General features: G+C 54.5%; 16 protein-coding genes and 1 pseudogene. 5 read left to right on the top strand and 12 right to left on the bottom strand.

Annotation, left to right across the window (positions count from 1 at the left end; all coding sequences use genetic code 11):
- Positions 1-369 precede the first annotated feature (369 nt).
- A complete protein-coding gene (locus WJU16_RS10860) occupies positions 370-1,659 on the top strand; it encodes a 2'-5' RNA ligase family protein (protein ID WP_341838334.1) in 1,290 nt (429 codons plus the stop codon).
- A gap of 368 nt (positions 1,660-2,027) precedes the next feature.
- On the opposite strand, the gene WJU16_RS10855 is transcribed toward WJU16_RS10860, so the two are convergent.
- From WJU16_RS10855 to WJU16_RS10840, 4 genes are all read right to left on the bottom strand, one after another.
- The gene (locus tag WJU16_RS10855; protein ID WP_341838333.1) at positions 2,028-3,008 is read right to left on the bottom strand and encodes a FecR domain-containing protein; all 981 of its coding nucleotides are present in this window, start codon (positions 3,006-3,008) and stop codon (positions 2,028-2,030) included.
- 64 nt (positions 3,009-3,072) lie between these two features.
- Positions 3,073-3,609 (bottom strand): RNA polymerase sigma-70 factor, encoded by a 537-nt coding sequence (locus tag WJU16_RS10850; protein ID WP_341838332.1) that lies wholly within the window; start codon positions 3,607-3,609, stop codon positions 3,073-3,075.
- A gap of 101 nt (positions 3,610-3,710) precedes the next feature.
- Complete coding sequence (locus WJU16_RS10845) at positions 3,711-4,472, bottom strand: head GIN domain-containing protein (protein ID WP_341838331.1); 762 nt, start codon at positions 4,470-4,472, stop codon at positions 3,711-3,713.
- Positions 4,473-4,624: 152 nt separating this feature from the next.
- A complete protein-coding gene (locus tag WJU16_RS10840; RefSeq protein ID WP_298715192.1) occupies positions 4,625-4,942 on the bottom strand; it encodes a carboxypeptidase-like regulatory domain-containing protein in 318 nt (105 codons plus the stop codon).
- A gap of 538 nt (positions 4,943-5,480) precedes the next feature.
- Here WJU16_RS10840 and WJU16_RS10835 point away from each other — a divergent pair.
- The 3 genes and pseudogenes from WJU16_RS10835 to WJU16_RS10825 form a co-directional block, all read left to right on the top strand.
- Positions 5,481-6,838, top strand: a pseudogene (locus WJU16_RS10835) (2-oxoacid:acceptor oxidoreductase family protein); the annotation flags it as partial.
- A 105-nt stretch (positions 6,839-6,943) separates the two neighbouring features.
- Positions 6,944-7,327, top strand: a complete 384-nt coding sequence (locus WJU16_RS26065; RefSeq protein WP_404980340.1) for a hypothetical protein — start codon at positions 6,944-6,946, stop codon at positions 7,325-7,327.
- Between the two features lie 86 nt (positions 7,328-7,413).
- Complete coding sequence (locus tag WJU16_RS10825; RefSeq protein WP_341838329.1) at positions 7,414-8,010, top strand: DUF6134 family protein; 597 nt, start codon at positions 7,414-7,416, stop codon at positions 8,008-8,010.
- Positions 8,011-8,241: 231 nt separating this feature from the next.
- Here the strand turns inward: WJU16_RS10825 and WJU16_RS10820 are convergent, their stop codons facing one another.
- The 8 genes from WJU16_RS10820 to WJU16_RS10785 form a co-directional block, all read right to left on the bottom strand.
- Complete coding sequence (locus WJU16_RS10820; protein WP_341838328.1) at positions 8,242-9,432, bottom strand: Gfo/Idh/MocA family oxidoreductase; 1,191 nt, start codon at positions 9,430-9,432, stop codon at positions 8,242-8,244.
- A gap of 15 nt (positions 9,433-9,447) precedes the next feature.
- On the bottom strand, positions 9,448-10,650 hold the full coding sequence (locus WJU16_RS10815) for a nucleoside permease (RefSeq protein WP_341838327.1): 1,203 nt from the start codon (positions 10,648-10,650) through the stop codon (positions 9,448-9,450).
- Positions 10,651-10,720: 70 nt separating this feature from the next.
- Positions 10,721-11,365 (bottom strand): endonuclease III, encoded by a 645-nt coding sequence (nth, locus tag WJU16_RS10810; protein ID WP_341838326.1) that lies wholly within the window; start codon positions 11,363-11,365, stop codon positions 10,721-10,723.
- An 18-nt stretch (positions 11,366-11,383) separates the two neighbouring features.
- On the bottom strand, positions 11,384-11,527 hold the full coding sequence (locus WJU16_RS10805) for a hypothetical protein (protein WP_341838325.1): 144 nt from the start codon (positions 11,525-11,527) through the stop codon (positions 11,384-11,386).
- A 240-nt stretch (positions 11,528-11,767) separates the two neighbouring features.
- Positions 11,768-12,088, bottom strand: coding sequence for a septum formation initiator family protein (locus tag WJU16_RS10800; protein WP_341838324.1), 321 nt, complete (start codon positions 12,086-12,088; stop codon positions 11,768-11,770).
- A 94-nt stretch (positions 12,089-12,182) separates the two neighbouring features.
- A complete protein-coding gene (gene eno, locus WJU16_RS10795; protein WP_126245602.1) occupies positions 12,183-13,475 on the bottom strand; it encodes a phosphopyruvate hydratase in 1,293 nt (430 codons plus the stop codon).
- Between the two features lie 50 nt (positions 13,476-13,525).
- A complete protein-coding gene (gene gldA, locus WJU16_RS10790) occupies positions 13,526-14,431 on the bottom strand; it encodes a gliding motility-associated ABC transporter ATP-binding subunit GldA (protein WP_341838323.1) in 906 nt (301 codons plus the stop codon).
- A gap of 115 nt (positions 14,432-14,546) precedes the next feature.
- Positions 14,547-14,954: a DUF4332 domain-containing protein gene (locus WJU16_RS10785; protein WP_341838322.1), complete on the bottom strand. Its 408-nt coding sequence runs from the start codon at positions 14,952-14,954 to the stop codon at positions 14,547-14,549.
- A gap of 127 nt (positions 14,955-15,081) precedes the next feature.
- On the opposite strand from WJU16_RS10785, the gene WJU16_RS10780 reads away from it, so the two are divergent.
- The gene (locus WJU16_RS10780; protein WP_341838321.1) at positions 15,082-16,776 is read left to right on the top strand and encodes a peptidoglycan DD-metalloendopeptidase family protein; all 1,695 of its coding nucleotides are present in this window, start codon (positions 15,082-15,084) and stop codon (positions 16,774-16,776) included.
- Positions 16,777-16,780 lie beyond the last annotated feature (4 nt).

Genomic DNA, 16,780 nt, shown 5'->3' with positions numbered 1-16,780 from the left:
ACCAGGTCTTATAACGGTAGCCCTATAAGCGCGGTTTGGATGTTATCCAGTTAACCATTTGCCAGAACTACCTTTAAATATTCCTGTCGAGCTGGAGGTGAGGATTAATTAGAAAATTTCCGCGAAAAAATTGTCACGCAATGCGGCGCTAAATTATCTTTGCGATTCCATTAAAAAAGTAGAGAAAGTTAAATAGCATTAAACGGAAGCCGGTCTATATTGAACATAATCAATCATCCTGACGTTATGCAGGTTACGCGCCGGCGGATGAGACATAAAATTTTAATCATTTTAGTTTAAACAAGTAGGTGAATTTCATTTTCATGAAATCATTGAAAAATTGCTTCAACAACGCTTTAATCAAGTAAGATGAATTTTGAGAGAAACGAACGCCCCCGAAAGTATTCTCCTGGCTACAGAGATCCGCAAGAACCCAACCAAGACCAGGACGGCGGTTATTCCAAGAAACCCGAATTTGGCAAAGACGGAGAACCTCCTTACAACAACCCACGACCCGAAGGCGGCTATCGCCCGCGTAGCGAAGGCGGCGGCTATACTCCCCGTGGCGAAGGCGGTGGTTACACACCCCGCAATGAAGGTGGAAATTTCAACCGTGAAGGAACATTTAACCGCGAGGGCGGCGGATACACCCCGCGCAACGAAGGCGGCGGCGGATACCGCGACTTCAACCGTGGCGACCGCGACTTCAACCGCGACCGCGGAGAAGGCGGCGGTGGTTACAATCGCGACCGTGGCGGCTATGGCGGCGGCGGTGGTTACGACCGCGGCGGCGGATACGGCGGCGGCAATCGTGGCGGCGGCGGTGGATATGACCGCGGCGGCGGTGGCGGTGGCTACGACCGTGGCGGCGGATACGATCGCGGCGGTGGTGGCGGCGGCTATGACCGTGGCGGTGGAGGCGGAGGCTTCAACCGTGGCGGTGGCGGCGGCGGATATGACCGCGGCGGCGGTGGCGGCGGCTTTAATCGCGGTGGCGGCGGTGGATTCAACCGTGGCGGCGGCGGATACGGCGGCGGCAGGCCCCAGGGCGGCGGCGGAAGACCCCAGGGCGGCTTCAGAGGCGGTCCCCGTGCTCCCAAACCCGATAACAAGATCTACTTTATCGCCTTGCTCCCTACTGCTGAAGTAGGCAAGGAGATCATCAAAATAAAACAGGAATTTGCCGAGCAATACGGCCCGATGTACGCACTGAAAGTACTCCCGCACATTACTCTGCAGGTACCCTTCACCGCCGACCCGAGCCTCGAAAGAGCCTTCTGCGAAGAACTTACAGAGTTCGCCAAAACGCAGGCGCCCTTTGAAGTTGGCCTCAACGGCTTCGGCACCTTCCCCAACAAACAAAACCGCGTCCTCTTCATTAACGTGGAGAAATCCGAATCTATGAGCGCCATGCATCGCCAGCTGATCAATTTCCTCCGGAAAGAATTCGGCTTCAGCACCATGCTCGCCCGCACCGGTTTCACGCCCCACGTTACCGTGGCTTTCAAAGACCTCGACGACGCTACTTTCGAGAAAGCATGGCCCGAGTACGAAAACAAAGAGTACCAGGCTTCCTTTAAAGTAAACAACCTGTACTTCCTCCGCCATAACGGCAAATCCTGGGAAGTACTCCAGAAATGCAAACTCGGCGGCGCCTGATCCCTCAGCGACCCCCGTCAATAAAAAGAATCCGGTTCCGAAAGGCACCGGATTTTTTTGTCCCGTACTTCCCACAAATCCGCCATCACGCCGGGGATCTTGCTTTCGCCGTAGCTTCGGAGTGGAAAGCGCTTCTTGTTTACTGGCCGCCACCACTCCTTATCGAAAGCCAGCCCGCAATGGCCCTCGCTTTCACCATATCTTTCGCACGGGAAAGCGCCAGTCGCTTCCTGGCCGCGGCCTTCTGTCGAAAGCAAGTCCGCTTTGGGCTGTAGCGCGTCATCCGCTTTTGACCGGGCATAAAAAATCCGGACCCCACGGGCCCGGATTCCATCTTTCTTCAGTTGTGTCTTAGTATAGCGGCAAGCCTATTTGCTGACTTTATACACGCCCTTGCTTTCTTCCACAATCTTCACTTCCGTGGATGCGGCGATCACTTTCATCATGGAATCGAGATTGGGATCGCTGAATGTGCCCATATACTCCATCCCGGCGATGGCGCTGTCTTCGATGTGGATCGTGATGCCGAAATACTCTTCCATGGCGGAGAACGTAGCGGCAAGACTGGCGTGGTTGAAAACCAGCTTATTGTCTTTCCAGGAAGTGAAATTAGGATCGGTGTCTGTTACTGCCTGGGGATCCTTCCCGGCCCGCACTTCCGCGGCATGGCCCGCCGTGAGTACGAGAGCGTCCGATTTGCGGGTGGCATTGGAGAAGGCGACTTTCCCCGTCACCACATTCAACCGTACAGGCTGCTCGCCATATGCCTTGATTCCGAACGAGGTTCCCAGGACTTCCGTTTGCGATGCCCCGGCATGTACGATAAACGGATGGGCGGCATTGGGCGCCACATCAAAGAAGGCTTCTCCTTCCAGGGTGATGTTGCGGTTATTTTCGGCGAAGCGCTCGTCGTATTGCAGGGTGGAATTACGGTTGAGGTACACCTTGCTGCCGTCAGGGAGGGTGAAGAGCTGCTTCTCCGCGGTGGCCGCGAGCGTGATGGTTTTGTCGGACTGGGTGAGGAAGAACGCGATTCCTGTGGCGAGGATGGCCGCTACGCCTGCGGCGGCGAGCCATCTTCCCCGCCCGCGGTGGGCCACTTGTAAAGGGGCCGGTTCTGGTACGGCGATCTTTTGGGAAAAACGCTCCCAGTTGGCGGCCGTGTCGGGCTCGGGCACCTCGGTCCAGGCGTCCGCCGCCAGGTCCCAGGTATCTTTCAGGGCCTCGTAGTAGGCCTGGTTGGCAGGGTCTTCCTGCAGCCAGTCCGCCAGTTCCCGCTGCTCGGCCCCGGAGATGGTGCCCTCGATATCGCGGGCGATGAGTGTATCCATATATTCGTTGCTCAACATGCTAGTTTTTTTCTGATAGGAAATACTTTCTTGACAATGGCGTGGATGGTGTAGGGAAGCATCGTCATTCCAGGTATTCCCTGAGCGAATGTCGCAGCTTTTTCAAGGCCGTGATCATCTGGTTTTCTACCGTTTTGATGGAAATCTGCATCGTTTGCGCGATTTCCTTATAACTCAATTCCTCGTACCGGCTCAGCATAAATACTTCCCGGCATTTTTCAGGCAGCGCGTCTACCGCCTGGCGGATGCGGGTCTGCGTGTCTGCGAGGTGAACCACCGGCGCCGTGGCCTGCTGTTCTTCCGCCGCCGGCCCTATCTCCTGGGGAGGGCCGCCCCGCCGCTTGTGCTTGTCGATATGATCGAGGGCCATGTTGACCCCGGCGCGGTGAAGATAGGCTTTGAAGTAAACTTCTCCCAGCTGGTCGCGCCGGTTCCAGACCTTGATAAATACCTCTTGCGCCAGGTCTTCGGCCGTAGCCATATCCGGCACAAGGCGGTAAATCGACTTGCACACAAGGGCAAAGTAAGCCTGGAAGAGCGCTTTCATAAACTGGTGCTCATCTTCCCGTAAGAGTTGCAATAACCGGTCGTTTTCTGACATATTGCAAAAATAACCGGTTTGGGCTTTCGCAATATGCATATCAGGACGAATGGCGGATGACAGTACAGCGGTTGCTTTCATTTGGGTCCGATCGGTAGATGCTATTGCTTGATGACTTTTCCGGATCCGGAAATATTCACGTTTACGGTGGCCGGATTGCCGTAGTAGCGCACGTTGCCGCTACCAGTGATCCTCGCGTCCAGCTTTTCGCTCACGGAGATGGACTGGTTGCCCGAACCGGTGATCTTGACGTTGGCATTCACGGTTTTTACCGCATCCGCGTGGATGTTACCGCTGCCTTCGATGTTGGCGAGGTAGTCGCGGGATTTCCCTTCCGCACGGATGTTCCCCGAGCCGGAGAGGTACAGGCGCACTTCATTGGCGTCTACTTTCAGGCGGGCGTTGCCGGAGCCGTTGAGATCCGCCGTGAATTGGGTGCTCCGGATCGTGTCCGGCGTGGTTACCTCGCCCGAGCCGGAGAACACCACTTTGCGGTAGTCTTCGCTCTGGATATGAACAATGATTTGTTTGTGCCTCCGGAGATTCAGCCCGTCGCGCATCCGGATGCGGAGCGTGGTGCCGCTGATGTAGGTTTCCACGAAGCGCATCACGTTGTCTTCCGCTTCGATGGTGAGTGGGATGGCGGGCCCTTGTTTGATGATAACATCCATCGAGCCGTCGATGGTCACTTCATCGAAGCGGCCTACAGTCCGTTCTTCGGTGATCATGCGGCCGGAGCCGATAACGTTTTCACGGCTGCAGCCGGTGAGGATGAAGCCAAAGATGGCGACCATGCAGAGGAGGAGCCAGGTGCTGAGGCCGCTGATGGCCAGGATCGATTCGTTTTTTGCCGTCATTTTCATTTTCTGAGTGATTTTAGGGGTAATCCGCAATGGCGGATAACATAATGACGGCAGATGGGGAGCCTACCCCCAGATAGGCGGGGAAAAAATAAGCCGGCCGCCTGATTCAGGCGGACCGGCTTGATTAACCCCTATGAAAACCAACTATTTACTTATTGTGCAAGTTTGATTTCGCCAAGGTCGGTTGCTTTACCGTCCTCTACTTTTACGTCGGTGATGGTAGCGTCCTTAAAGGGTTCCTTGGCGTCAACAATCACGGTGTAAGTGCCGGCTGCTGCTTCTGCGAAGGAGAAGGCGCCGTCAGCAATGGGGGCTTTCAGCGTGTCGGTGCCGGAAACTGCCCATGCTTCTGTTGCTCCGTCGGCCGGAACTACTTTACCGGAGATGGAACCGCCTGCGATACCTTTGAAGGCGAATGCGCCGAATGCAACGGCCGCAACTGCTAACAAACTTAATTTTGCTCTTTTCATAGCATACAATTTTAAAAGGTTTAATAATAAAGAATGGTTCAAGTAAATGTATTCGATAAGCAAACTAATTTGTGTTGAAATGCTTGTCGCTGTTGAGAATTTTGCAAACACCATGCCACTTGATCAAATTCCGCCGCTTTAACAAATCTTTACAAATCCTTTAACAGTATGGGTTTGCGGCGAATCGAAAAACTACTTATTTACGTAGTATCGTTGACGTTAGTTTATCACTTTCCTTGTCCGTAAAGGGTTTCAAAGGAGTGATACAGTTGTTTCACGTCAATTTCTCACGGGTCAGAAAATAACAAATACCTTGCCGGAAAAACAACTGTACGGGTTTTGGAATGGGGCATTCCATTTAGTTATGAGTAAAGTCTACTGGTTTTGTATACTTTTGGCCGATGGAAAAGGACGGTATTTTAACGCTGATTCTGTAATTTTACAGCATTCGCTGTGAAGCCTGTGAAATCCGGAAGGACTCCTGGGGCATCAGCCAACATATTTGTCCATTATATATATTATCATAAAGCAAACATCAATGTCCGATAGAACGATTCAACAGATAGAGGATGTAGTGATAAAATTTGCGGGGGACAGCGGCGACGGTATGCAGCTGACCGGTACGCAATTCTCCAATAACACGGCGCTCATCGGCAACGACCTAAGCACCTTCCCCGACTTTCCAGCGGAGATCCGCGCGCCCCAGGGCACCATCCCCGGCGTGAGCGGTTTCCAGTTGCACTTCTCTTCCAACCGCATCTTCACCCCCGGCGATGCCTGCGACGTCCTCGTTGCCATGAACGCCGCGGCCCTGAAAGCCAACCTGAAAGGACTGAAAAAAGGCGGTATCATCATCGCCAATACCGACGGCTTCGACGCCAAAAATCTCCGCCTGGCCAACTATCCCGACGGCGTGAACCCGCTGGAAGACGGCTCCCTCGTCAATTACCAGCTCCACACCATGGACGTGACCAAAATGACCCGGGAAGCCCTCAAGGAAAGCTCCCTTGGCATGAAGGAGAAAGACCGCGCCAAGAACATGTTCGTGCTCGGGTTCCTGTACTGGCTTTACGACCGCGACATGGAAAGCACCCTGAACTTCCTCAACGCCAAGTTCAGCAAGAAGCCCGAAATCCTCGAAAGCAACGTCAAAGTCCTCCACGCAGGATACCACTTCGCGGAAACCGTGGAAGCCTTCGCCTCGCGGTTCAGGGTGGAAAAGGCCCGCATGGAGCCTGGCACCTACCGCAGCATTACGGGCAATACTGCTTTGTCTTTCGGCCTCGTGGCCGCCGGCCAGCAATCGGGCCTGCCTATTTTCCTAGGCACCTATCCCATCACGCCCGCGTCAGACATCCTGCATGAGCTGAGCAAGTATAAAAACTTTGGTATCCGCACCTTCCAGGCCGAGGATGAAATAGCCGGTATCACCTCCGCCATCGGCGCGTCCTATGGCGGGCATATGGGTATCACCACCACCTCCGGCCCCGGCGTAGCCCTCAAGGGCGAGGCCATGGGCCTGGCCGTGATGCTGGAAATCCCCCTCCTGATCGTGGATATCCAACGCGGGGGCCTTCCACCGGCCTTCCCACCAAAACGGAACAATCCGACCTCCTGCAGGCATATTACGGCCGTAACGGGGAATGCCCGATGCCCGTAGTCGCCGCAGCCACGCCGTCCGACTGCTTCCAGATGGCTTTCGAAGCCTTTCGCCTCGCGGTGCAGCACATGACGCCGGTGATCCTCCTCAGCGACGGATACATCGCCAACGGCGCAGAGCCCTGGCGTTTCCCGAAACAGGCGGATCTGCCCAAAATCGACGTGAAATTCAAGAAAGGGTTGGCCGAAGACGAAGATGCCTTCCTGCCCTACCAACGCGACGAGAACCTGGTGCGCCCCTGGGCCGTGCCCGGCACGCCCGGACTGGAGCACCGCATCGGCGGCCTGGAAAAGCAGAACATCACCGGCAACGTGAGCTACGACCCGGAAAACCACCAGCTGATGGTGAAGATCCGCCAGGAAAAAGTTGACAAGATCGCCGATCATATTCCCTTGCAGGACATCGAGGTAGGCCCCGAGAAAGGCAAAGTGCTCGTGCTGGGCTGGGGTTCCACCTTCGGCGCCATCAAGAGCGCGGTGCTGGAGCTGCTGGCCGAAGGGCATGAAGTGGCCCACGCCCATATCCGCTACCTGCGCCCCTTCCCCCGCAACCTGGATGAGATACTGCACAGTTATGACCACGTGCTGATCCCCGAGATCAATAACGGCCAGCTTATCAAGATCATCCGCGAACAATTCCTCATCCCCGCCAAAGGCTATAATAAAGTAATGGGCGTGCCCATCACCAAAGGCGAACTGGTGGAAAAGATCCGCGAGCTCCTGTAATAAGCGCTTCAAGATAAAAAGGGCGGTTGCTGCGAAAAGCGGTAACCGCCTTTTTCGTATATTGTTTTACGTAACCCTTTCCGCCCATGAACCTGATGCGTCCATTCAACATCCTCCCGGGAATCGTGCTGGCCCTGGTTTTCTTCGGGACCACGGCCTTCCAGGAACCACATGTCTTCATTTATGACATCTACCTCGGCGGTAACAACCCCGTCGGTACCGTCACCGTCAGGCAGGTAAAAACTGCTGAAGGACGGAAGATTTCCATGCAAAGCCGGGTACAGTCCAAGTTGATGTCGAGGATGGAGGTGGATATCACGGCGGAATACCGGCACCACGTGCTCCAGGAGGCAATGGCGGTGCGCAGGGGCGGGGAGCCGCTCACGTCGGTGAGGAAGGGTGGCAAAGGCTATACGGTGGTTCATAAGGGGGAAACCAGGCAGCTCGCTTCCGACGGAATCCGTTTTTGCGTGGGCGATCTCTATTTCTCCGAGCCGGAAGCCGTGCACCAGGTTTTCAGCGAAACCCTCGGCAAGGCGCTTCCGCTCCGCCACCTCGGCAATCACAACTACGAACTGCAGCTCCCCGAAGGGAAGCGCAACATCTACCATTACGAAAAAGGAAAATGCACCGAAGTGGAAGTCAACCATGCCCTCGGGAAAGCCCGGTTTGTTTTACGCTGATTATCAATGTTTTTTTTGGTGTTAATGCTATGTAAAGTAAGGGTAACTGAAGGGTTAAAGAGGGGTAACAGTATATATAACGTATATCAAAGAGTCATAGATCCCCTACAGTAAAGGGTTTGAAGCCTTTTTATACACTACAGGTATATATACATCAGCTATAACGTTACTACACATTAAAAAAGCCATCCTGGCGATACCGGGATGGCTTTTCGTTGATATGCAGGCGGATCAGAGCGTTTTTTCGATGATCTGGCCGGTTTTTTTGTCTTTCAGGATGAGCTTCTGCGTGCCAAAGTGCGTCATTTCTTCTTTGATGAGGTAGAACTGCTCATTGTAGCTGGTGAGCGCTTTTTCTTTCTGCACCCCTTCCTGGCCGCGCCAAACAGGCAGCTGCACGGGTTCCCATTGCTTGGAAGCGGCGGAGCGGTAGGCGGCGTCGAGGATGGCATTTACCACGTACCCGTCGTAGAACGTTTCCTGCGGGGCCTTGCCGGCTTCCACGGCGTTGAACATATCGGCGAACATATGGTTGTAACCCAGTTCGTTCAGTTCGTCACCCACGGGGAAGAGCCAGCCGGAGTTGCTTTCCGCTTTCTCGGCCACATAATCCGCGCCTTTGCCGGTGGTGAACATGTCGAAGCCAGTACGGAGGAAACTGTTGAGCCAGATGGTGCCTTCGGAGCCCATCACCTCATCGCGGAGGTCGAGGCCGCCGCGGAAGGTCCAGCTCACTTCGAACTGGCCGATGGCACCGTTTTCGTATTTCACGAGGCCGATAGCGTGGTCTTCAGCGTCGATGGGTTTCACCTGGGTATCTGCCCAGCACATTACTTCGATGGGTTTAATGTCTTTGCCGATGAAGCTGCGGGCGATTTCCACGCAGTGGCAACCGAGGTCGAGCATGCAACCGCCGCCAGCCTGTTCTTTATCCCAGAACCATTCGGAGTGGGGGCCGGGGTGCGTTTCCCGGGATTTGGCCCAGAGTATCTTGCCCAGCGCGCCGGCTTTTACGGACTGGAGGGCTTTGAGGAATTTAGGCGTATACACCAGGTCTTCCAGGTAGCCGTTGAAGATACCGGCTTTTTCCACCGCTTCCATCATGCGTTGGGCTTCCTCGGCGTTGCGGCCCAGGGGCTTGGTGCACATCACGGCCTTTTTCGCCTTGCAGCACGCCAGCACGGCGGCTTCGTGCAGGTTGTTGGGAAGGGAAATGCAGACCATGTCCACATCGGGATGGTTGATCGCCTCTTCCATATCCGTGGTCCAGTGGTCGCAATTGTAATCTGCCGCGAACTTCTTCGCGCTTTCTTCGCGGCGCGAGTAGATGCTCACGATCTTGTCGCGGCTGCGCTGCCCCTGTAAAGAATCTGCATAGAACCGTCCGATGAATCCGGACCCAAGCATTGCAATTTTCGCCATAGTGATATTAAATTTTTATGCGTTTACGTCTGTTTGTTTGCGGTCGCGGAAAGCCAGGATGAAGTACACCAGTACCGCCGCGGCGATGTATACCGGCACCATCCAGATGCTGGACCATACGCGTTGGCCGTTGGCCGTGAAGTGATCGGCCACCATGCCGGAGAAGAGCGTACCGATCACCATGCCGAGACCGTAAGTGGCAAAGGTGAAGAGCCCCTGCGCGGCGGACTTGATCTTCTCTCCCGCCTTCCTTTCGGTATAAAGATAACCGGTCACGAAGAAGAAATCATAACAGATGCCATGCAGGATAATGCCGCCGTATAGCATCCAGAGGTTGTCGCCGCTGTTGCCGTATGCGAAGAGGATATACCGGATCACCCAGGCGCCCATCCCCAGTATCAGCATCTTTTTCACCCCGATTCTGTTCAGCAGTAAAGGAATCGCCAGGATAAAGAGCCCTTCGGATATCTGCCCGTAAATCATCTTCCCGGCCGCATTTTCCATCCCCGCTTCGTTCAGGAAGAGGTTGGCGAAACCGTAATAGAAGCTCAGCGGGATGCAGATCAGCACCGCTGCAACGAAAAACACGGTATACGGCCGGTCCTTGAATAATACGAGCGCATCAGCCCCCAGCGCCTGCGAAGCGGACATGGACGTGTCTTTCGCCGGCGGCGGCGTATTGGGCAGCAGAAAGCTGTACATCCCCAGGATGGTGGAGGCGGCGGCCGCGATGATAAATATGAAGTGTGTTTTTTCGACTTCCAGGAGATTGCTGATGAGGATACCCGAAAAGATCCAGCCCACGGTCCCGAACATACGGATGAGCGGGAACTGCTTGGTGGGATCCTGCATTTGCGTGAACGCTACCGAGTTGCTCAGCGCGATGGTGGGCATGTACAGCAGCGAATAGAACAGCACGATCCCAATGAAAACCGTGTTGGAAGTGGTGGTGGTGGCCAGCAGCAACGTGCCCGCGCCCACGAGGTGCAACACACCCATGATTTTCTGGGCGGCAAAGTATTTGTCGGCCACCATCCCCACGAAAATCGGGGAAATCATGGTGGCGATGGCCAGCGCCATATAGGCGTAGCTGATTTGCTGACCGGTGGATTGCAGGTTGGTAGCCATGTAGGAGTTCATGGAAACGTACCAGGCCCCCCAGATAAAATACTGGAGGAACATCATGAAGGATAGTTGGGCGCCTTTGCTGGTATTCACGTGGAGAATTTTTAAATTTTTTTAATTTCTCCAATATAGTGAAAAACGGTTCGTCCCGCAAAGTGATTTTTTAAGATTTTACCAGCTGCTGGTAATATTTGCACACCTTTCGCAAGCCGCATTCTCCGCACTTCGGGTTCCGGGCGATGCAGATGTACCGACCATGCAGGATGAGCCAGTGGTGGGCGATGTGGACCTTTTCTTTGGGAATGTATTTCAGGAGTTGTTGTTCTGTTTGCAGCGGCGTTTTGGCGTTGGTGGTAAGACCCAGCCGTGCGGATACACGAAAAACGTGGGTGTCTACGGCCATGTTGGGTTGCTGGTAAATAACGCTGGTGATCACGTTCGCGGTTTTGCGGCCCACACCGGGGAGCTTGACGAGCTCGGGCACGGTAGACGGGATCTCGCCATTGAATTCATCCATGACCATATTGGCCATGCCGATGAGGTGCCTGGTCTTGTTGTTGGGATAGCTGATGCTGCGGATGAGCGGGAACAGCTCGTCGAACGTGGCGTGGCTGAGGGAAGGAATATCCGGGTACTGGCTGAAGATGGCCGGCGTGGTCATGTTCACGCGCTTGTCCGTACACTGGGCGGACAAGATAACGGCAACGAGTAATTGATACGGATTATCGTACAGCAGTTCCGTTTCGGCATCCGGCGCATGATGTTCAAAATAATCGATCACATATTGGAATCGCTCTTTTTTCGTCATGCGCGCAAAATACTAAAACTAACGCGCTTTGCCGGCTTCCTGGGCGTGGTCGAAGATAGCCACAAGCGTAGCCTGCCGGGGGCTGTACCGAATGGAATCCAGCGCCTGGTTGGTTTGCAGATGCAACTGCTGCTCTTCACGCATCAATTCTTGCTCTGGCATATGCTTGGTTTTTTGTGCAGGATCGGTTAAAGCGCCCTTGAGGACGGAGAAAGGCAGGGTAGAATTAGGCATGCGTTTGATGGTTATTAGTTGTTAAATGGATTCAAACAAATTACCCGGTCACGAAAATTCTGGATAACGATAAAATAACGGAGAATGGCTCGACAGTATTGTTAAACTAGGCTATTTTTTTGAATTTAGCAAGTTTTTAACAAATAAAGGGATGTGATTGTCAGGCGGTTAACGTTTTGCGTCGGGAGGAGTCGGCACGATGTAGATGTCTTCATCATCCTTTTTCATCATGTATTGTTCGCGCGCGAACTTTTCGAGTTTATCGGGACTGGAAAAGAGTTCCTGGTGGGTTTGGCGGTCGCGGCTGATCTCTTTCTGGTAGAAGTCTTTCTGGTTTTCGAGCTGGTTGACTTCGCGGTAGAGCTGGAACTGGTAGAGGATGTTGTTACGGTCGAGGAAGAGGAGCCATGCGCCGAAAAGGATACAACTGATGATGTATTTGTTCCGGGCCCATGCGGGGATTCTGAATCTCGGCTTCTTCTGTTCCATAATCACACCGTTTGCTTATAAAATCCGGGCACTGAAGACAGTGCCCGGATGAGTTTTGTATTTGACCACTAATTAAACGCGGTAAGAAGAGAAATTATTTCTTACCAAATTTAATGGAATTTTTCGGATAAATGGCGCTGCTGTCCAGCAGTTCCTCGATGCGGAGCAGCTGGTTGTATTTCGCCATACGGTCGGTGCGGGAAGCGGAACCGGTTTTGATCTGACCGCAGTTCAACGCCACAGCCAGGTCGGCGATGGTGGTGTCTTCGGTTTCGCCGGAACGGTGGCTCATGATGGAGGTGTAACCTGCCTTCTGCGCCATGGATACGGCGTTGATGGTTTCGGTGATGGTGCCGATCTGGTTAACCTTGATGAGGATAGAGTTCGCGATATCCTGGTCGATTCCTTGTTTCAGTCGCTTCACGTTGGTCACGAACAGGTCGTCGCCAACGAGCTGTACATTGGCGCCGATGGCCTGGGTTTGTTTTTTCCAGCCGTTCCAGTCGTCTTCGGCCATGCCGTCTTCAATGGAAACGATGGGGTATTTCTTGCACCATTCTGCCCAGAAGGCTACCATTTCGTCGGAGGAGATGATTTTCTGGGAGGATTTGTAGAATTTATAGGTGTTGTCGGCCTCGTTATACATTTCGCTGGAAGCGGCGTCGAGCGCGATGGCGATCTGGGAGCCGGGTTTGTAGCCAGCGGCTTCGATGGCCTGGAGCACGGTTTCGATCGCTTCTTCGTTCGACTGGATTTCAGGAGCGAAACCGCCTTCGTCGCCTACGTTGGTGCTGTATCCTTTCTTCTTCAGTACGGATTTAAGGTGGTGGAACACTTCCACGCCCCAACGGAGGCCGTCGGAGAAGGTGTCTGCACCCACGGGGATGATCATGAACTCCTGGAAGTCGATCTTGTTATCGGCGTGAACGCCGCCGTTGATGATATTCATGAGGGGCAGCGGCAGGGTGGTGCCGTTTACGCCGCCAAGGTAGCGGAAGAGGGGGAGGCCATAAGCTTCCGCAGCGGCTTTGGCTACTGCCATAGACACGGCGAGGGTGGCGTTGGCGCCCAGTTTGGCTTTATTTTCGGTACCGTCGAGCTCGATGAGGAGTTTATCGATGCCGGCCTGGTCGGAAATGTCCCAGCCGATGAGTTCGTCAGCGATCACTTCATTGACGTTTTTTACCGCTTTGAGCACACCTTTGCCCATGTAAGCCCCTTTATCGCCATCGCGCAGCTCTACGGCTTCGTGTTTCCCGGTAGATGCGCCGGAGGGAACGGCGGCACGGCCGAGGTGGCCATCTTCCGTGGTTACGTCTACTTCCACCGTGGGATTGCCGCGGCTGTCTAAAATCTGTCTGGCATGGATCTCTGAAATGATACTCATGGGTAAAATTTTTATTGTTAAATGCTAGAAAAGGTGACCGATTCTTACCACTAGTTTGTCAGTTCCCTGAACACGTCTTCGAGCGACAGCGAATTGCTCTGCAAAGAAAGGATGTTCCGGTTATTTATCAAAGCGAATTGCAGCAGGTTTTTCCGTACTGTTTCGGGTTCCGTGGTGTAAAGGCGCCAGGAATTCCCTTCGGCGGCGGTTACTTTTTGTACGCCGGGGAGTGATTGGAGGTCGGATGCGGCCGTTTCCTCGGCGAAGGCTACCTGGATAAACCCGGAAGCGCCCTGGCGGAGGGTGCTGATGGCGCCGTCGGCGATGATGTGGCCTTTGTTGATGATGATGGCGCGGCTGCAGAGCGCCTCCACTTCCTGCATGATGTGGGTGGAAAGCATGACCGTCTTGTTTTCGCCCAGTTCCCGGATCAGCTGCCGGATGTCTGCCAACTGGTTAGGGTCCAGGCCGGAAGTAGGCTCGTCGAGGATGAGGACTTCCGGGTCGTGCAGCAGGGCCTGCGCCAGGCCTACACGTTGTTTATACCCTTTGGAGAGCGCCCCGATCTTCTTGTGGCGCTCGGGGGTGAGGCCCGTCCGCCCGATCATCTCGTCAATCCTGGCGGTAGCCGCCTTGCCTTTCAGGCCGTGCATGCCGCCGGCGAACTCAAGGAACTCCCGGATGTACATGTCCGGGTACAGGGGATTGGCTTCCGGGAGGTAACCCACGCGGCGGCGAACCTCCAGCGGTTCGCTGGCCACATCGTGCCCGCAAACCGAAGCCGAGCCGCCCGTAGGCGGCAGATAGCCCGTGATAATCTTCATGGTGGTGGATTTCCCTGCGCCGTTAGGCCCCAGGAACCCGACGATCTCGCCTTTCTGGAGGCTGAAAGAGATGCCGTCTACCGCCTTTTGCTCCCCGTACTGCTTCAGCAGCGCCGTTACTTTGATTGACATGCGTCTTTTTTGCGGTGTCTAAATTAGGTTAAAAAAACAGTAACCGCTAATCCCTATAAAATAAACAAGGGCGGGGAATGATCCTCGCCCTTGGCATTTTTTGCTGTAATGAAGGTTAGTAGGAAATGGCGGGCTCCAGGTCTTTCGCCTGATCGATCATGGACTGGATTTCCGCCAGCGAAGGCGCCCGGCCGCTGAGGTTCTTCAGCTGGTTCAGTTCATACACTTTGGCGTGCAGGTTTTCCGCATTCCGGTTCCGCAATTCCTTCACGGTGTCCACGCCCGCCGCTTCGAGCAGCTCGGCGAACTGGTCGCCCACGCCGTTGAGGCGCATAAGGTCTGCATGGTTCACCCATGTCAGTATCAGTGTTTCGGGAATGCCGGTGGATGCCGCGATGCGGGACCTTCCGCTTTTCTGCCGGCCGTCTTCCAGCAACTTCGCCACGGTGTCGATGCCGATGCCTTGCAGTTTGCCTGCGTAGTTGGGGCCGATCCCCTGGATCTCTTGTATCGGGTAGCTCATAAAGAAGATTGGTTTTGGTAAATGGAAATTAAGGAAAACGGCACAGTTGTTGGCAAAAAATATGTTAATTCGCTGTCAATCATGGATTGCCGCCTTCCGGCTATCCTTTAACCATTACATTTGCACGATGAAAAGAACGATAGCTCTCTTGCTCATGCTCCCGCAGCTCGTGCAGGCGCAGTCATTGCCGGAGAAACATTACCCGAAAGGCTATTTCAGAAACCCGCTGAACGTTCCCATTGAACTTGCCGGTAATTTCGGCGAACTGCGGCCCAATCACTTCCATTCCGGCCTCGACCTCAAGACACAGCAACGCGAGAACCTCCCCGTTCACGCCGCGGCGGAAGGTTATGTGAGCCGGATCGGCGTGTCGCACACCGGCTTCGGCAACGTGCTTTACATCACCCATCCCAATGGCTACACGACGGTGTACGCCCACCTCAATAAATTCTTTCCACAACTCGAAGCATATATCGAGCGCCAGCAATACGAAAAGGAAAGCTGGGCCGTAGATCTCACCATCCCGCCGGACATGTTCCCGGTCACCAAAGGCCAGTTCGTTGCCTGGAGCGGCAATACCGGCGGTTCCGCGGGCCCGCACCTCCACTTCGAAATCCGCGACACCCAAACGGAAAAGCCCCTGAACGGCATGCTCTTCGGTTTCAATATTCCCGATACGCGAGATCCGGAAATCTCCCGCATCGTGATTTACGACCGCAACAAGAGCATTTTCGAACAAACGCCGGTGACGGTGCCCGTTCGCCGGGGAAAAGACGGTAAATACGCCGCCACGCGGCCCCTCGTGCAAATGCCCACCGACAAGGTGAGCCTGGGCGTCAGCGCGCTGGACAGGCAAAGCAATTCCCCCAACCCCAACGGCATCTACGAAGCCATGCTCATCCGCGACGGCGCGGTGGACCTCGGTTTCCAGCTCGACAATATCGGCTACGACGAAACGCGGTACCTCAACGCCCACATCGATTATAAAATGAAGAAAGGCGGCGGTCCGTATGTGCAGCTGCTGTTTTCGCTGCCGGGTAACCAGCTCGATATTTACAAAGAAGAAGGCGGCGACGGGGTGATTGATTTGTCGGACGGAAAGGCGCACCCGGTAACGGTGCGCGTAACGGACGCTTACGGGAACTACAGCGATGTAAAGATCTCGCTGCAGCAGAGCGGCGGTGCTTCGTCACCGGCGAACTGCGCCAACCGGATGTTCCCCGAGTCGATGAACATTTTCGAGAACAACCAGGTGGAATTCAGCCTGGATGAGGGCTCGCTGTACGACGAGTTGTGTTTCCGGTATTCGGAGATCGCGTCTGCCGCGGGTTATTCGAATATCTACCGGCTGCATTCGGCGCTGGTGCCGCTGCATGCGGGCTTCAGTTTGCGGATAAAGCCAACGCGCCCCGTGCCTGAGCATTTGCGGGATCATATGGTTTTGCAGCGCAAGGGGTTCGGGGAAAGTGTGACGGCGGCCGCGCCTGAGGCAGACGGCTGGTATCGCGGGAGCTCGCGGGACCTGGGGGATTTCCAGCTGATGGTGGATACCATCGCGCCGAAGATCACCGTGCTGGGCGGGGTGAAGCAAAACGCGAACCTCAGCGGCGCAGGGCGGATCGCATTCAGCATGAGCGACGGAAGCGGGATCAAATCCTACCGCGCGGAACTGGATGGAAAATGGTTGCGGTTTTCGAGGAAAAGTAACGTAGTTTCTTATAATTTTGATAAACATTGCCCTCCGGGGACGCACACCCTTACGCTCACCGTGACGGACATTGCCAATAACTCATCCACATATACTTTGACGTTTAAACGCTAGTAAA

Source organism: Chitinophaga pollutisoli, assembly GCF_038396755.1.
GTDB classification, from domain to species: Bacteria; Bacteroidota; Bacteroidia; order Chitinophagales; family Chitinophagaceae; genus Chitinophaga; species Chitinophaga pollutisoli.
Note: the sequence above shows the minus strand (reverse complement) of the source record. Positions and strands in the feature narration are given on the sequence as shown.

What these genes read in the sequence shown, in the direction of transcription:
- WJU16_RS10860 (WP_341838334.1), top strand. Translation starts at nt 370, where the DNA reads ATGAATTTTGAGAGAAACGAACGCCCCCGAAAGTATTCTCCTGGCTAC.
- WJU16_RS10855 (WP_341838333.1), bottom strand. Translation starts at nt 3,008, where the DNA reads ATGTTGAGCAACGAATATATGGATACACTCATCGCCCGCGATATCGAG.
- WJU16_RS10850 (WP_341838332.1), bottom strand. Translation starts at nt 3,609, where the DNA reads ATGTCAGAAAACGACCGGTTATTGCAACTCTTACGGGAAGATGAGCAC.
- WJU16_RS10845 (WP_341838331.1), bottom strand. Translation starts at nt 4,472, where the DNA reads ATGAAAATGACGGCAAAAAACGAATCGATCCTGGCCATCAGCGGCCTC.
- WJU16_RS10840 (WP_298715192.1), bottom strand. Translation starts at nt 4,942, where the DNA reads ATGAAAAGAGCAAAATTAAGTTTGTTAGCAGTTGCGGCCGTTGCATTC.
- WJU16_RS26065 (WP_404980340.1), top strand. Translation starts at nt 6,944, where the DNA reads ATGGTGAAGATCCGCCAGGAAAAAGTTGACAAGATCGCCGATCATATT.
- WJU16_RS10825 (WP_341838329.1), top strand. Translation starts at nt 7,414, where the DNA reads ATGAACCTGATGCGTCCATTCAACATCCTCCCGGGAATCGTGCTGGCC.
- WJU16_RS10820 (WP_341838328.1), bottom strand. Translation starts at nt 9,432, where the DNA reads ATGGCGAAAATTGCAATGCTTGGGTCCGGATTCATCGGACGGTTCTAT.
- nth (WP_341838326.1), bottom strand. Translation starts at nt 11,365, where the DNA reads ATGACGAAAAAAGAGCGATTCCAATATGTGATCGATTATTTTGAACAT.
- WJU16_RS10805 (WP_341838325.1), bottom strand. Translation starts at nt 11,527, where the DNA reads ATGCCAGAGCAAGAATTGATGCGTGAAGAGCAGCAGTTGCATCTGCAA.
- WJU16_RS10800 (WP_341838324.1), bottom strand. Translation starts at nt 12,088, where the DNA reads ATGGAACAGAAGAAGCCGAGATTCAGAATCCCCGCATGGGCCCGGAAC.
- eno (WP_126245602.1), bottom strand. Translation starts at nt 13,475, where the DNA reads ATGAGTATCATTTCAGAGATCCATGCCAGACAGATTTTAGACAGCCGC.
- gldA (WP_341838323.1), bottom strand. Translation starts at nt 14,431, where the DNA reads ATGTCAATCAAAGTAACGGCGCTGCTGAAGCAGTACGGGGAGCAAAAG.
- WJU16_RS10785 (WP_341838322.1), bottom strand. Translation starts at nt 14,954, where the DNA reads ATGAGCTACCCGATACAAGAGATCCAGGGGATCGGCCCCAACTACGCA.
- WJU16_RS10780 (WP_341838321.1), top strand. Translation starts at nt 15,082, where the DNA reads ATGAAAAGAACGATAGCTCTCTTGCTCATGCTCCCGCAGCTCGTGCAG.